The sequence below is a fragment of the Pseudomonas asuensis genome (assembly GCF_014646755.1).
GTDB classification, from domain to species: domain Bacteria; phylum Pseudomonadota; class Gammaproteobacteria; order Pseudomonadales; family Pseudomonadaceae; genus Chryseomonas; species Chryseomonas asuensis.
The window spans coordinates 1-13,822 of record NZ_BMNW01000001.1 but is presented as its reverse complement, the minus strand read 5'-3'; the positions used below and the strand labels follow the sequence as shown (position 1 = coordinate 13,822).

Sequence of the window (13,822 nt, the reverse complement as noted above, 5' to 3'; positions counted from 1 at the left end):
AAAAGCATTCGTCTGATACGTCAGCGTTGTATTTCACGATCCGTATCGATTACATAAGGCAGATCCAAGAGCTCGCACAACGGGCCCTCGTTGGATGCGAGATGAATGCGACCGTCTTCTTTCGCATCGATTTGTAAAACTGCTAAAAGCTCTGTTTTACCATCGGCTTGCGCAGCCAATACCACTTCTCCCACGCTGCTGTTATGCACAGGAGAGAACAGCTCCGTACCAGGCGCTGGCGCCTCGGCATCTACAGTGAGTCGATATAACCGGCGTTTCAGTCGCCCAAGGTACTGCATACGCGCCACAATTTCCTGGCCGGTATAGCAGCCTTTTTTAAAGCTGACGCCATCCACTGCTTGAAGATTGATCATTTGAGGAATAAACAGCTCCTGTGTAGGCCCGAATACCTGGCCGATGCCGTTGCGCACCTGCCCAAGTAGCCAATGCTCCAGTGTAACTTCGGGGGCTACATTGCCTAGTTGCTGTTGTACCTGCTCGGCGAGGGCGTGAGGAGCCCAGATTTCAACATGCTGTCCGGGCAGCCGTATCGCTAGCATGCCATCAAAATGAACCACCCCATTGGTTTGTTCAGGAGGCGTTAGCGACGGGAATGCTTTCTGCACCGTCTCCATACTCGTGCCGAATCGCATCCACTCAGTACTTTCGTCTGCCAGGGTCGACTTGGAAAATACCGCGTATTTCTTCAGATCCGTTAGCTGTGGCTCCACCAGCTCCTTCGCCATCGCCAGCAGGTAACCTTCCTGAATCTGCACGATGCGAAAGCTCGAAACCATTCTTCCTTTAGGCGTACAGCGTGCGCCCAGGCTAGATGCTTCTGTGTTGAGGTAATTGATATTGCAAGTCACTTGTCCTTGCAAAAATTTTCCGGCGTCGGCTCCGCGAATCGCCAGAACGCCTTCATGAGTCAGTGAGCAAAAAAATAAGGAGTCAGCCATAGAGCATCATAGGCAAGAGAATGAACGCTCATCATAGAACGCAGGCGTGCTCTTGTCAGTTGCCATAACAACAAGATGCTTTCCTGCAGGGTAGAGCTGAGCAATTTGATGAACTCGCCTATAATGCGGCCAACTTTAAGGAGCCACCATGACAGATGAAACTGAACTCAAGCGACTTTTCTGGCACAGCCGCCGTGGCATGCTTGAGCTGGACGTGTTGCTGGTACCCTTCGTTCAGGAGGTTTACCCTTCGCTGAACCCACAGGATCAGGACCGCTTCAAGAAACTCCTGGAGTGTGAGGATCAGGATATGTTCGTCTGGTTCATGCAGCGAGGCGAGCCTGACGATCCCGACTTAAAATATATCGTTCGGATGATTCTGGATCGTGTCCAGCCGGATTGAGCCCTTTGAATGTCACTGGCAGCATTCTCGGCATTTGCTCTGTGTCTACTGTGCTGCTCTGTTATTAGCCGTGATTTCACTACTGTTAGCCAGCATCCCGGCATGGTTGGCTGTCATAGGCGCTCTCATTTGTGCCTGCCATGCCGCCTGGGTGATTCCAGGAGCCATATTGTTGCGCAAGCCAAATGAGCCGCGTCGCCTGAAGCACGATGAGACCGGTTGGCAGTTATGGTCTCCAAAGCAAGGGTGGCATCCTGTTCAGCTATGCAGAGACAGTGTGGCGCTGCCACTTATTATTGTGCTGCGATACAGACATATAAAAGGAAGGCGGACTCACGCAGTCTGTATTCCATCAGACGCCATGACGCCAGATGCTCACCGGCGTCTGCGTGTCAGACTCAAATTTGCGCAGCGACGTTGGGCGGCACCAGAATAGTGTCCTGCGCTTGATTGCTCAGCCTGGGGTAGTCCAGTGTGTAGTGCAGGCCTCGGCTCTCCTTGCGTTGCATAGCGGAGCGGACAATCAGTTCTGCTACTTGAGCGAGGTTTCTAAGCTCGATCAAGTCACGGCTCACTCTGTAATTGCTGTAGAAATCATCTATTTCTTTCATCAGAAGCTGTATGCGGTTATAGGCGCGCTGTAGTCGCTTGTCGGTCCGGACAATGCCTACATAGTTCCACATAAAGCGGCGCAACTCTTCCCAATTGTGCGTAATGATCACATCTTCATCCGAGTCGGTTACCTGGCTTGCGTCCCAGTCGGGAAGGGGAAGCGGATGTTTTGTCTTTGAGAGCTGGTGCTCAATATGTCCGGCAGCTGACCGTGCATAAACAAAACATTCAAGCAACGAATTGCTGGCCATTCGGTTGGCACCGTGGAGCCCAGTGAAACTCGTCTCCCCGATAGCATAAAGTCCAGGTAAATCAGTCCTTCCGTTTTCATCCACGCATACGCCGCCGCAGGTGTAGTGTGCAGCGGGGACGACCGGAATAGGCTCCTTGCAGATATCAAGGCCTAAGCTTAGGCATCGTTCATGTACGGTAGGAAAATGAGTAGTAATGAAGTCGACCGGTTTGTGACTGATATCGAGATGAACATAGGGAATGCCAAGCCGCTTCATCTCATGGTCGATAGCTCTAGCCACAATGTCACGTGGTGCCAGCTCGGCTCGCTCATCGAAGCGCGGCATGAATCGTTCACCATTAGGCAACTTCAGGAGTGCTCCTTCACCTCTCAAGGCTTCCGTAATCAGGAAGTTACGTGCTTGTGGATGATAAAGGCAGGTAGGGTGAAATTGGTTGAACTCCATATTGCCAATACGGCAGCCAGCGCGCCATGCCATGGCGATACCGTCCCCACAGGCGCTGTCCTGATTGCTGCTGTATAGATATACCTTGCTGGCTCCGCCAGTTGCCAGCACAGTGAAGCGTGCCCCGTGGGTATCAACCTCGCCAGTGCTGCGATCAAGCACATAAGCGCCTAAACAGCTGTTAGGCTCCAGGCCTATTTTGCGGCCCGTAATGAGATCGACTGCAACCTGTTGCGAAAGCAAATGAATATTGGGACGTTGTTTGGCAGCAGCCAGTAGCGTATCGAATATGGCAGCTCCAGTTGCATCTGCAGCATGGATGATTCGCCTATGACTATGTCCGCCTTCACGAGTCAAATGGAGCGGAAACTTTTTCTCTACGCCTCCTTCATGTCGGGTAAACGGAACGCCCATGTCAATGAGCCATTCCATGGCCTCACGGCTTCTTTCTACCGTGAAACGCACAGCCTGTTCATTGCATAATCCTGCCCCGGCTATCAGGGTATCTGTAACATGGGCGTCGACGGTATCGTCCTCATCCAGTACAGCGGCTACGCCCCCTTGCGCCCAGTAAGTTGACCCGTTAGATAGATCGCCCTTGCTAAGGACTGCTATTCGAAGATGCGAAGGCAAGGTCAGTGCCAGCGTAAGGCCAGCCGCTCCGCTGCCAATGATCAAAACATCATGATTGATGTGTTGGCCCATGTGTTGTCTCTTTTTGTTGGTTTGACTGTACGATTAACTCGCGTAATGGCAACGCTATTCTATGGAGGAAGGAACTTTATAGGGCCATGAGTCGTCCATGTGAGGATAATTTTCCACACGGACAGTAAAAAGTGGCCGAAAGAATGAATAGTGGAATGACTGCTAATAGTTATCAGCGGGTGTCGGCGGAAGACCGGCTTACCGATCAGCGAATCGAAGACAAGGTTCGCCCGATATCTGCCGTGGGGAGAACTTTTACGCAGCACCCTGGTCTATCCAAACAACAGGATGAGAAGGGTGAAGCGGGTCTCCTTCGGAATCAACAAGGAGCTCCCATGCAAACCCAGGAACAGGATCAGCAGCTTGTCGAGCGCGTACAGCGAGGCGATAAGCGTGCATTTGATCTCCTGGTGCTGAAATACCAGCACAAGATTTTAGGGTTGATTGTGCGCTTTGTGCACGACACCCAGGAAGCGCAGGACGTCGCGCAAGAGGCTTTCATCAAAGCCTATCGCGCTTTAGGAAATTTTCGCGGTGACAGTGCGTTTTATACCTGGCTGTATCGTATCGCGATAAACACAGCTAAGAATCATTTGGTTGCTCGCGGTCGTCGTCCACCAGACAGCGATGTAAGCGCAGAAGATGCCGAATTTTACGAAGGCGATCATGCTCTAAAAGATATCGAGTCGCCTGAGAGGTCGTTGCTTCGGGATGAGATTGAAAGCACCGTTCATCGTACTATTCAGCAATTACCAGAAGATTTACGAACTGCACTAACTTTGCGTGAATTTGAAGGTCTTAGTTATGAGGACATTGCAAACGTGATGCAGTGTCCAGTAGGTACAGTACGCTCGCGCATATTCCGTGCGCGGGAAGCCATCGATAAAGCCTTGCAACCTTTGTTGCGAGAAGCATGAGACAGCGGCGACAGCTATGAGAGAGGTTGATATGAATCGTGAAGCTCTGCTGGAATCACTGTCCGCTGTTATGGATAACGAAGCGGACGAATTGGAAGTCAGACGTATACTTGCTGCAACAAGCGAGGACCCTGAACTCCGTGCTACATGGTCCCGTTATGCAATGGCTCGCGCAGTCATTCGCAACGAGCCCATTATGCCAAAGCTTGATATTGCATCAGCAGTATCTGCTGCGTTGGCTAACGAAGAAGCGCCAGTGACTACTCCGGCTGCCTCTGTTAAGCCTAAAGTGAGCCGTTGGAGTGCAATTAGTCGAGTAGCTGTTGCTGCTTCTGTTACGGTAGCTGTGTTAGCAGGCGTGCGCTTGTATAACCAGGAAGATGCTACTCAGCAGATGGCACAGCAAGCACCGGCACCTATTAGCATACCGCAGGTGCAAAGCCCGGCAGTGTTGGCTAATTACAGTGAAGAAAGTGCTCAGAGCGCTGAGTCTAAAGCGGCTAATTCAGCAGCGGCTGACTCTCAGTTGCCTGGCTATATTCGTCAGCACGCACAGCAAGCTACTTTTAACAGCGTTGAAGGTTCCGCGCTTCCCTATGCACGTGGTGCTAACGCAGAAACTCGTTAATACCTGATAAGGAAGAGCATGCGGTTTGCTCCAGTTATATATGGAATAGGCGGCTTGTTGCTGATGACTCAATCAGCGCAAGCCGTCGAATCAATGGATTGGTTGAATAAGCTTTCAATCAGTGACAAGGTCAATTCCCAAGGTGCTTTTATTTATGAAAGCAATGGGCATTTGACCTCCCATCATATAGCCAGAAAAGTCGATTCAAATGGAGATGTTAAAGAACGTCTTTATCGACTTGACGGTACTCCTTATGAGGTAGTGCGCGATAATAATCGTATCGTTTGCAGTACCTCGGCAGATGATCAGGCTGATGTGGCAAAGACACTTGCCCCTAAATTAAAGCCTGAGCAGATCAATAAAGGCTATACAATCAAGCATCTCGGTGAGTCTCGTGTTGCAGACAACGCGACAGATGTTGTTGCCTTTATGCCTAAAGATCCCTATCGATACGCTTATGAGATGCAGTTAAGTAAATCGACCGGGCAAATGCTTAAGTCGACTACTTTTGATCAGAAAGGCAATGCTTTAGAAAGATTGCAGTACATTACTTATTCATCGCTTTCGTCAAGTGCTGAGGAACTTGCTTCCAAAGCAGATTGTGCTCCTAGAGTAGAGGCCGAAGAAATAAGTCATGTGGATCAGGCTACGTGGAGAGCCTCTTGGCTTCCCTCTGGCTTTGAGCGAATTCGATCATTGAAAAGTTGGCAAGCGGGTGGAGAAGGGAGGCCTGTACAGTACCTTCTGTATAGTGACGGCCTAAGTAACTTCTCAGTATTTGTTGACTCCGATAGCCAAACTGCTACAGCTGATAGCCGAAACCAGTTCGGTCCTACCAGTGTCGTATCCAAGCGTATCAATCCATCAGACAAAGATGTATTGATTACTGTTGTTGGTGAAATCCCAGCGGGTACAGCTGAACGCATCGCCTTATCTGTACGGCCAGACTAAGTCTATACCGCTAGGATAGACGTGTTTCCTGATACTCATAACTCGTATCAGGAAACATTCAGCTTTTCTATGTTATTTCGTCAAACGACTCTTTTGCGGCGGCTTGTTTGCTGCCGGAAGTAGAAATGTGATGGTTACTGTGCCATTGCTTGGTGAAAGCTAACTATTAGCACTATCTGTCTGTCCCCTGAAAGAACGGGAGCTGTATTTCATGCGAATGTTTAAACATTACCTGGTAGCCTTGATGGCGGCTTGGGCGCTAGGTGTATCGCTAGTAGCCCATGCGAATCTTCCTGATTTTACATCGTTGGTAGAATCGGCAAGCCCTGCTGTCGTTAATATCAGTACTCGCCAAAACCTGCCGACCCGCCGTGGCGGCACTATGTCCATGCCTGATCTTGAAGGACTGCCACCAGGTATTCGCGAATTTTTCGAGCGTAGTATTCCCCAGATGCCCCAGGGGCCAGATAGTCGTCAGCGTGAGGCTCAGTCTTTAGGATCTGGCTTTATTATTTCGGCTGATGGTTATGTGTTAACGAATAACCATGTGGTAGCTGATGCAGACGAGATTATTGTGCGTCTCTCTGATAGAAGTGATCACACTGCCAAGTTGATTGGCGCTGATCCGCGCACGGATGTGGCATTGTTAAAGATTGATGCCAAGGATCTTCCAATTGTTAAATTAGGTAACTCCGAAAAGCTCAAGGTGGGTGAGTGGGTATTGGCTATTGGCTCACCTTTCGGGTTCGATCATTCTGTAACGGCAGGGATTGTTAGCGCCAAAGGGCGTAGTTTGCCAAACGAGAATTATGTTCCTTTTATCCAAACTGATGTAGCTATCAATCCGGGTAATTCTGGCGGTCCGCTGTTTAACCTTAGTGGTGAGGTCGTCGGCATTAACTCTCAGATATTTACGCGTTCGGGTGGCTTTATGGGATTGTCTTTTGCCATTCCGATTGATGTTGCCATGAATGTGGCTAATCAGCTGCGTACAGAGGGTAAGGTTACCCGTGGTTGGTTGGGCGTTGTCATCCAAGAGGTAGATAAAGACCTAGCCGAGTCTTTCGGCTTAGAGAAGCCAGCAGGCGCTCTAATCGCCCAGGTTTTGGAGAACGGACCAGCAGCTAAAAGTGGTTTGAAGGTTGGAGATGTCATCCTTTCAGTGAACGGACAGCAGATCATTCAGTCGGCCGATCTTCCACATCTCATTGGCAATTTGAAGCCTGACAGTGCTGCTGAAATGAATATCGTACGTGAGGGTGCTCGCAAGACAGTATCGGTTAAAGTCGGCGATATGCCTGATGATGATTCCATTGCCGCATCAGGTCAGCCTGGTGCTGAACGTAGCAGCAATCGAATGGGGATCGCCGTTGCTGAGCTGACTGACGATCAGAAGAAAAGCCTTCAATTGCAAAGCGGTATAGTGATCAAGCAGGTAACGGACGGTCCGGCTGCCATGATTGGTCTGAGGCCGGGTGACGTGATTACTCATTTGAATAATCAGCCTGTTGTATCGGCGCGCCAGTTCCAGGATACAGTCAAGAAATTACCTGCTGACAAGTCCATTTCCATGCGTGTCATGCGTGACGGTCGAGCCAGTTTTATTACCTTTAGGCTGCCGAAGTAAGGCCGATAAGGCGAGGTAGAAATACCTCGCCTTATTACCTTATGTAAGTCCGTGCGTGACGGGTTTCCATACTATCGGGTAAACTCCCAGGCTATTTTTTCCAGCGGGCATTCCGCTGCTGGCCTTTCGAGTGTTGATCCGTGAGTGACCTCAGTCATATCCGTAACTTTTCCATCATTGCCCACATTGACCATGGCAAGTCGACGTTAGCCGACCGCTTTATTCAAATGTGCGGCGGCCTGTCCGACCGCGAAATGGAAGCCCAGGTACTGGACTCCATGGACCTCGAGCGCGAGCGCGGAATTACCATTAAGGCTCACAGTGTGACGCTGCACTACAAAGCCCAGGATGGTAAGACCTACCAGCTCAACTTCATTGATACTCCAGGACATGTCGATTTCACCTATGAGGTAAGCCGTTCCCTAGCTGCCTGTGAAGGTGCCCTACTGGTTGTTGATGCGGCCCAAGGGGTTGAGGCTCAATCGGTAGCTAACTGCTACACGGCCATTGAGCAGGGCCTCGAAGTGATGCCTGTGCTTAACAAAATGGACTTGCCTCAGTCCGAGCCTGAGCGCGTTAAGGCCGAGATTGAACACATTATTGGTATCGATGCCACTGATGCCGTGCCGTGTAGTGCCAAGAGCGGCATGGGTGTTATTGATGTGTTGGAGCGCTTGGTAAAAGTGATCCCTCCCCCGGAGGGCGAGATCGAGGCGCCTTTGCAGGCGCTCATCATTGACTCCTGGTTTGATAACTACTTGGGTGTAGTCTCTTTAGTGCGCGTTAAGCACGGACGCGTAAAGAAGGGCGACAAGATCTTGGTAAAATCTACTGGCAAGATACATCAGGTAGATAGCGTGGGTGTTTTTACACCCAAACATACTGAGATGAAGGACCTTAAGGCAGGCGAAGTAGGCTTTATCATTGCAGGCATCAAGGAAATCCTTGGCGCGCCAGTAGGTGACACACTGACGCTCTCAAATACACCTGATGTAGAAATGCTGCCTGGGTTCCAAAAGGTTAAGCCACAGGTTTATGCTGGCCTGTTCCCGGTCAGTTCGGATGATTTTGAAGACTTCCGTGAAGCGCTACAAAAGCTAACGCTTAACGATGCCTCATTGCAGTATGAGCCCGAAAGCTCGGAAGCGTTGGGCTTCGGCTTTCGCTGCGGTTTCTTGGGTATGCTCCATATGGAGATCATCCAGGAGCGTCTGGAGCGCGAGTATGATCTTGACCTGATTACGACCGCGCCCACTGTGGTGTTTGAAGTCGTAGTTAAGAGTGGCGAAACCGTATACGTCGACAATCCTTCAAAACTGCCTGATCTTGCTTCTATTGCAGAAATGCGTGAGCCGATTGTGCGTGCCAATATTCTTGTGCCTCAAGAGCACTTGGGCAACGTCATAACCCTGTGTATTGAAAAGCGGGGTGTACAGCGAGATATGCAGTTCCTTAGCAGCCAGGTCCAGGTTAGCTATGATCTGCCTATGAATGAAGTGGTCTTGGACTTTTTCGATCGCCTCAAGTCGGTTAGCCGTGGCTATGCTTCGCTGGACTACAGTTTCGATCGTTTTGAGACTGCTAACTTGGTCAAGCTTGATGTTCTTATCAACGGTGAAAAGGTCGATGCACTGGCATTGATTGTTCATCGTGATAAGGCCCATCACAAGGGCCGCGCTCTAACAGAAAAGATGAAAGAGCTGATTCCGCGCCAAATGTTTGATGTAGCAATTCAGGCGGCTATTGGTGGGCAAATTGTAGCGCGGACTACTGTTAAAGCATTACGTAAGAACGTATTGGCTAAGTGTTACGGTGGTGACGTTTCTCGTAAGCGCAAATTGCTGGAAAAGCAGAAAGCAGGTAAGAAGCGCATGAAGCAGGTGGGTAGTGTGGAAATTCCACAAGAGGCCTTCCTGGCTGTACTTAAGGTGGATAGCTGAGAATATGTCATTCAATTTTCCTTTGCTTTTGGTTATCGCTGTCGCAGTGTGTGGTGGTTTGGCACTGTTTGATCTTATCTTTCTGGCGCCGCGCCGCCGCACCAGAATTGCGACATACGAAGGGCAGGTTACCGAGCCCGATCCAGTTGCTTTGGATAACTTGAAAAAAGAGCCACTGCTGATTGAGTACGGTAAATCTTTCTTTCCTGTGCTTGCCATCGTTCTAATCTTGCGATCTTTTCTGGTAGAGCCTTTTCAGATTCCTTCGGGCTCAATGAAACCTACATTGGAAGTAGGCGACTTTATCCTCGTAAACAAATTCGCTTATGGGATTCGTTTGCCGGTGATCGATACCAAGGTTATTCCAGTTGGGGATCCGCAGCGTGGCGATGTCATGGTGTTTCGCTATCCCAGTGATCCATCCGTCAATTACATCAAGCGCGTCATTGGCTTGCCGGGTGACACCATTCGCTATACTCCTGATAAGCAGCTTTTTGTTAATGGCCAACTGGTTTCTAAACAGCTGATCGGAGAGGAGCCAGGCTCTTTAGGCAGTGCAAAGCTATATAAGGAAAAGTTAGGTCAGGTAGAGCACGTTATCCGTGAGGAAATGACGCGCTATAACTTGCCGGCTGATAGTCAGTGGTCGATACCGGCTGGTCACTACTTCATGATGGGTGACAACCGTGATAACTCTAATGACAGTCGCTATTGGAACGACCCGGGCATTCCTCACGAGCTGCTCGGCATGGTTCCTGACAAAAATATCGTGGGCAAAGCGTTTGCCGTCTGGATGAGCTGGCCGGATCCAAAAGTTAAGAATCTACCTAACTTTTCCCGTGTAGGGATCATTCATTAAAAAGGAATGCGTCATGTCTATGTCGCACAGGCAAAAAGGACTTTCCTTCATAGGCTGGCTGTTGATGCTGTGCATCATTGCCTTCTTGGCAAGCACAGCTTTCAAGCTAATTCCTCATTATCTGGATTATCAGGCGATGACCAAAATCATCACATCCATAGAGAATGAGAAAGCCATGAACATTCGCAGCGTGCCCGATGTGTATTCGTACGTAAGCAAGGGTATGCAGGTCAATAGCATTAACGATATTGAGCTTAATAAAGCCATGCAGGTAAAGACTGAGGACAATAGATTTCTCATCCACCTGAATTATGAAAAACGTGAGCCCTTGATTCGTAATATTGATCTAGTGGTTCATTTTGAACGCGACTACCGTATAAGTATCCCGTGAATTCACCCTTAGATCGTCTCGAGCGTCGGCTCGGTTACACCTTTAAAGACCAGGGCCAAATGGTTCTGGCTCTCACTCACCGCAGCTTCGCCAGCAAGAACAATGAGCGTCTTGAGTTTCTAGGAGACGCCATTCTCAATTTCGTAATTGGTGAAGCGCTCTATCAATACTTTCCTCAGGCTCGTGAAGGTCAGCTTTCTCGCTTGCGAGCAAGGCTAGTGAAAGGGGAAACGTTGGCTGTACTGGCTCGTAGCTTTGAGATTGGAGATTACCTCCGGTTGGGTTCGGGTGAACTAAAAAGTGGTGGTTTTCGCCGCGAGTCTATTTTGGCTGATGCAATGGAAGCGCTCATAGGCGCTATCTATTTGGATGCCGGAATGGAGGCAGCCAGGGACCGGATTATGGCTTGGCTTGGGCCGCAACTTCGTGAACTTACACCAGTCGATACTAATAAGGATCCTAAGACACGTCTTCAGGAATACTTGCAAGCTCGAGGATGTGAGTTGCCCAAATACGATGTCGTTGCGATCGAGGGTGAGCCTCATTGCCGCGTCTTTTTCGTTGAATGCGATATATCAATGCTGAGCGAAAAAACCAGTGGCCAAGGGCCTAGTCGTCGAATTGCTGAACAAATAGCTGCAACAGCCGCGTTAATTGCTTTAGGAGTAGAAAATGGCCATGACTGAACCGGTATCCCGTTGTGGTTACGTTGCTATCGTTGGGCGGCCCAACGTAGGCAAATCTACTCTGCTGAACCATATTTTAGGTCAGAAGCTAGCTATTACATCCCGGAAGCCTCAAACAACTCGTCACACATTGTTGGGCATCAAAACAGAAGGAGATGTTCAAGCGGTTTATGTCGATACACCAGGTATCCACAAAGAAAATCAAAAAGCACTTAATCGCTATATGAATAAAACTGCATCTGCGGCTCTCAAAGATGTGGATGTAGTGATTTTTGTAGTAGATCGTATGCGCTGGACAGAAGAGGACGAGTTCGTTCTTGAGCGGGTCCGTCATGTCAAATGCCCAGTTATTGTGGCGGTTAATAAAACCGACCGCATGGAGGACAAAGCGGAACTTCTCCCTCAATTGAAATGGCTTTCTGAGCAGTTGCCTGAGGCGGAAGTTATTCCTATCTCTGCTCAAAATGGTGTGAATCTTGAAGCGCTTGAAAAGCTAGTAGCAGAGCGTTTACCTGAAGAAGAGCATTTTTTTCCAGAAGATCAGCTGACTGATCGCAGCAGTCGATTCTTGGCTGCAGAGCTGGTAAGAGAAAAAATCATGCGCCAGTTGGGCGCTGAGCTACCTTACCAAGTCACCGTTGAAATTGAAGAGTTCAAACAACAGGGTAAGGTGCTGCATATACATGCACTGATTCTGGTAGAGCGTGACGGTCAGAAAAAAATACTGATCGGAAATGCTGGCGAGCGGATCAAGCGAATTGGACAGGATGCACGTAAGGACATGGAAGTACTGTTCGATTCAAAGGTCATGTTGAATCTATGGGTTAAAGTTAAGAGCGGTTGGTCAGATGATGAACGCGCGCTTCGCTCTTTAGGATATGCAGATCTTTGATGCAGGAACCTGAAAAGGTCTTTGTTCTTCATACTCGACCTTTTCGAGAGAGTAGTACGCTCGTAGACTTTTTTTCAATACGTGGAAGGTTTCGAGCGGTCTACCGAGGCGCTCGTGGAAAATCTGGTAGTGTTGTCCGTCTATTTCAGCTATTTGAAGGCCAATTTCGTGGGCGTACCGAGCTTAAGACGGTTCATCGAGTAGAGCCTTTGGCTCCACCCTTTCTCTTAAGCGGAGATGCCTTGTTCAGCGGCCTTTATCTCAATGAGCTAATAGTGCGTCTTTTGCTGCCTGAAGAGCCGCACCCTGCAATATTTCATCAGTATGCAAATACCTTGCTTGCCTTAAGCGCTGGTAAGGATGTAGAGCCGCCGCTAAGAAATTTCGAGTGGACGTTTCTGGACGAGCTGGGTTACGGCTTTTCATTAGAAGTAGATAGTCACGGAAACGCAATAGATCCAAAAAGCATCTACCGATTCGCTCCAGATGAAGGGCTTGAGTGCATTCCTTCATATCAGCCTGGCGCATTTCACGGAAGTGAATTGCTAGCGTTATCTGGAGCCGACTGGAGCGAAGCAGGTGTGCTTAAGTCAGCTAAGCGGCTAATGCGCCAAGCTTACGCTCCGCTACTCAGCGGCAAACCGCTTATTAGTCGTGAACTGTTTCTTAAGTGAGAATTTAAAGTGATGTCTGCTAATCGACCTTTATTAGGCGTAAACATCGATCATGTAGCAACGTTACGTCAGGCACGTGGGACACGTTATCCCGATCCTCTTAAGGCAGCGCTTGATGCTGAGGAGGCAGGGGCAGATGGAGTCACGCTGCACTTGCGTGAGGATCGTCGGCATATTCAAGAGCGTGATGTTCGTCTTTTCAAAGCTGCACTCCAGACGCGGATGAACCTTGAAATCGCTATGACGCCGTCCATGCTGGATTTTGCTTGTGAGATCAAGCCTGAACACGTCTGCCTTGTGCCCGAAAGGAGAGAGGAGCTGACAACCGAAGGCGGCCTGGATGTTCTAGCGCAGGAGCTTCGGGTAAAAGAAGCTATTAATAAGCTTGCATCCGTAGGCTGTCAGGTATCGCTTTTTATTGATGCTGATCAGCAGCAGATAGAAGCCGCTGCGAGAGTAGGGGCGCCTGCTATTGAGCTTCATACTGGGCGATATGCCGATGCTGTTAATGAGGATGGTTTATCCGTTGAGCTTGAGCGTATAAGAAAGGGAGTGGAAGCAGGAGTGTCTAGGGGATTGATAGTTAATGCTGGCCATGGATTGCATTACCATAATGTTGAGTCAATTGCCTTAATCCCAGGTATTAACGAGCTAAATATCGGTCATGCAATCGTTGCCCATGCCTTGTTTGTAGGCTTTAAGCAGGCGGTAGCTGAGATGAGGGCTTTGATTCAATTTGCCTACCTTCAAAATAAAACTTGACCTGCTGATTCATAGGCCTATAATGCGCCCACTTCCGCTGCAACGGAACGGCAAAAAGTCTTGTAAATCAATGACTTAGCTGTCTGGTAGTGTTCAGGTCCAGACCTGATGGTAGCGG

15 protein-coding genes are annotated in these 13,822 nt (G+C 49.2%); 13 read left to right on the top strand and 2 right to left on the bottom strand.

The genetic code is table 11. The features are described from left to right. Positions 1-20: 20 nt before the first annotated feature. The gene (gene ygfZ / locus IEX86_RS00070; RefSeq protein WP_188864050.1) at positions 21-959 is read right to left on the bottom strand and encodes a CAF17-like 4Fe-4S cluster assembly/insertion protein YgfZ; all 939 of its coding nucleotides are present in this window, start codon (positions 957-959) and stop codon (positions 21-23) included. A 148-nt stretch (positions 960-1,107) separates the two neighbouring features. Between ygfZ and IEX86_RS00065 the strand changes: the two genes are divergently transcribed. Beyond that, positions 1,108-1,362: an FAD assembly factor SdhE gene (locus IEX86_RS00065; protein WP_188864049.1), complete on the top strand. Its 255-nt coding sequence runs from the start codon at positions 1,108-1,110 to the stop codon at positions 1,360-1,362. Then, positions 1,346-1,798: a protein YgfX gene (locus IEX86_RS24910; protein WP_229685220.1), complete on the top strand. Its 453-nt coding sequence runs from the start codon at positions 1,346-1,348 to the stop codon at positions 1,796-1,798. Before IEX86_RS00065 ends, IEX86_RS24910 begins: the two co-directional genes overlap by 17 nt. On the opposite strand, the gene nadB is transcribed toward IEX86_RS24910, so the two are convergent. Then, a complete protein-coding gene (gene nadB, locus IEX86_RS00060) occupies positions 1,761-3,377 on the bottom strand; it encodes an L-aspartate oxidase (protein WP_188864048.1) in 1,617 nt (538 codons plus the stop codon). The two genes, IEX86_RS24910 and nadB, sit on opposite strands and share 38 nt — an antisense overlap. A 335-nt stretch (positions 3,378-3,712) precedes the next feature. On the opposite strand from nadB, the gene rpoE reads away from it, so the two are divergent. From rpoE to pdxJ, 11 genes are all read left to right on the top strand, one after another. Further along, positions 3,713-4,294: an RNA polymerase sigma factor RpoE/AlgU gene (rpoE, locus tag IEX86_RS00055; RefSeq protein ID WP_010797633.1), complete on the top strand. Its 582-nt coding sequence runs from the start codon at positions 3,713-3,715 to the stop codon at positions 4,292-4,294. A 31-nt stretch (positions 4,295-4,325) separates the two neighbouring features. Beyond that, positions 4,326-4,922, top strand: a complete 597-nt coding sequence (locus IEX86_RS00050; RefSeq protein WP_188864047.1) for a sigma-E factor negative regulatory protein — start codon at positions 4,326-4,328, stop codon at positions 4,920-4,922. An 18-nt stretch (positions 4,923-4,940) separates the two neighbouring features. Next, entirely contained in the window at positions 4,941-5,873 is a 933-nt protein-coding gene (locus IEX86_RS00045; protein WP_188864046.1) for a MucB/RseB C-terminal domain-containing protein, read from the top strand. A 217-nt stretch (positions 5,874-6,090) separates the two neighbouring features. After that, positions 6,091-7,500 carry a DegQ family serine endoprotease gene (locus IEX86_RS00040; RefSeq protein ID WP_373290384.1) on the top strand — a complete coding sequence of 470 codons (1,410 nt, stop codon included), beginning with the start codon at positions 6,091-6,093 and terminating at the stop codon, positions 7,498-7,500. A 140-nt stretch (positions 7,501-7,640) separates the two neighbouring features. After that, entirely contained in the window at positions 7,641-9,440 is a 1,800-nt protein-coding gene (gene lepA, locus IEX86_RS00035) for a translation elongation factor 4 (RefSeq protein WP_188864044.1), read from the top strand. Positions 9,441-9,444: 4 nt separating this feature from the next. Next, a complete protein-coding gene (gene lepB / locus IEX86_RS00030; protein WP_188864043.1) occupies positions 9,445-10,299 on the top strand; it encodes a signal peptidase I in 855 nt (284 codons plus the stop codon). Between the two features lie 13 nt (positions 10,300-10,312). After that, entirely contained in the window at positions 10,313-10,690 is a 378-nt protein-coding gene (locus IEX86_RS00025; protein ID WP_188864042.1) for a DUF4845 domain-containing protein, read from the top strand. Further along, positions 10,687-11,376, top strand: a complete 690-nt coding sequence (rnc, locus tag IEX86_RS00020) for a ribonuclease III (protein WP_188864041.1) — start codon at positions 10,687-10,689, stop codon at positions 11,374-11,376. The genes IEX86_RS00025 and rnc overlap by 4 nt, the downstream gene beginning before the upstream one ends. Beyond that, on the top strand, positions 11,363-12,268 hold the full coding sequence (gene era, locus IEX86_RS00015) for a GTPase Era (RefSeq protein ID WP_188864040.1): 906 nt from the start codon (positions 11,363-11,365) through the stop codon (positions 12,266-12,268). Before rnc ends, era begins: the two co-directional genes overlap by 14 nt. Beyond that, positions 12,268-12,942, top strand: a complete 675-nt coding sequence (gene recO / locus IEX86_RS00010; protein ID WP_188864039.1) for a DNA repair protein RecO — start codon at positions 12,268-12,270, stop codon at positions 12,940-12,942. The genes era and recO overlap by 1 nt, the downstream gene beginning before the upstream one ends. 12 nt (positions 12,943-12,954) lie before the next feature. Continuing rightward, on the top strand, positions 12,955-13,704 hold the full coding sequence (gene pdxJ / locus IEX86_RS00005) for a pyridoxine 5'-phosphate synthase (RefSeq protein WP_188864038.1): 750 nt from the start codon (positions 12,955-12,957) through the stop codon (positions 13,702-13,704). Positions 13,705-13,822 lie beyond the last annotated feature (118 nt).

Bases quoted from the DNA above. Each gene is read 5' to 3' on its own strand.
- pdxJ (WP_188864038.1), top strand. From the start codon at position 12,955: ATGTCTGCTAATCGACCTTTATTAGGCGTAAACATCGATCATGTAGCA.
- IEX86_RS00025 (WP_188864042.1), top strand. From the start codon at position 10,313: ATGTCTATGTCGCACAGGCAAAAAGGACTTTCCTTCATAGGCTGGCTG.
- lepB (WP_188864043.1), top strand. From the start codon at position 9,445: ATGTCATTCAATTTTCCTTTGCTTTTGGTTATCGCTGTCGCAGTGTGT.
- era (WP_188864040.1), top strand. From the start codon at position 11,363: ATGGCCATGACTGAACCGGTATCCCGTTGTGGTTACGTTGCTATCGTT.
- IEX86_RS00040 (WP_373290384.1), top strand. From the start codon at position 6,091: ATGTTTAAACATTACCTGGTAGCCTTGATGGCGGCTTGGGCGCTAGGT.
- recO (WP_188864039.1), top strand. From the start codon at position 12,268: ATGCAGGAACCTGAAAAGGTCTTTGTTCTTCATACTCGACCTTTTCGA.
- IEX86_RS00050 (WP_188864047.1), top strand. From the start codon at position 4,326: ATGAATCGTGAAGCTCTGCTGGAATCACTGTCCGCTGTTATGGATAAC.
- rpoE (WP_010797633.1), top strand. From the start codon at position 3,713: ATGCAAACCCAGGAACAGGATCAGCAGCTTGTCGAGCGCGTACAGCGA.
- ygfZ (WP_188864050.1), bottom strand. From the start codon at position 959: ATGGCTGACTCCTTATTTTTTTGCTCACTGACTCATGAAGGCGTTCTG.
- IEX86_RS00045 (WP_188864046.1), top strand. From the start codon at position 4,941: ATGCGGTTTGCTCCAGTTATATATGGAATAGGCGGCTTGTTGCTGATG.
- nadB (WP_188864048.1), bottom strand. From the start codon at position 3,377: ATGGGCCAACACATCAATCATGATGTTTTGATCATTGGCAGCGGAGCG.
- IEX86_RS00065 (WP_188864049.1), top strand. From the start codon at position 1,108: ATGACAGATGAAACTGAACTCAAGCGACTTTTCTGGCACAGCCGCCGT.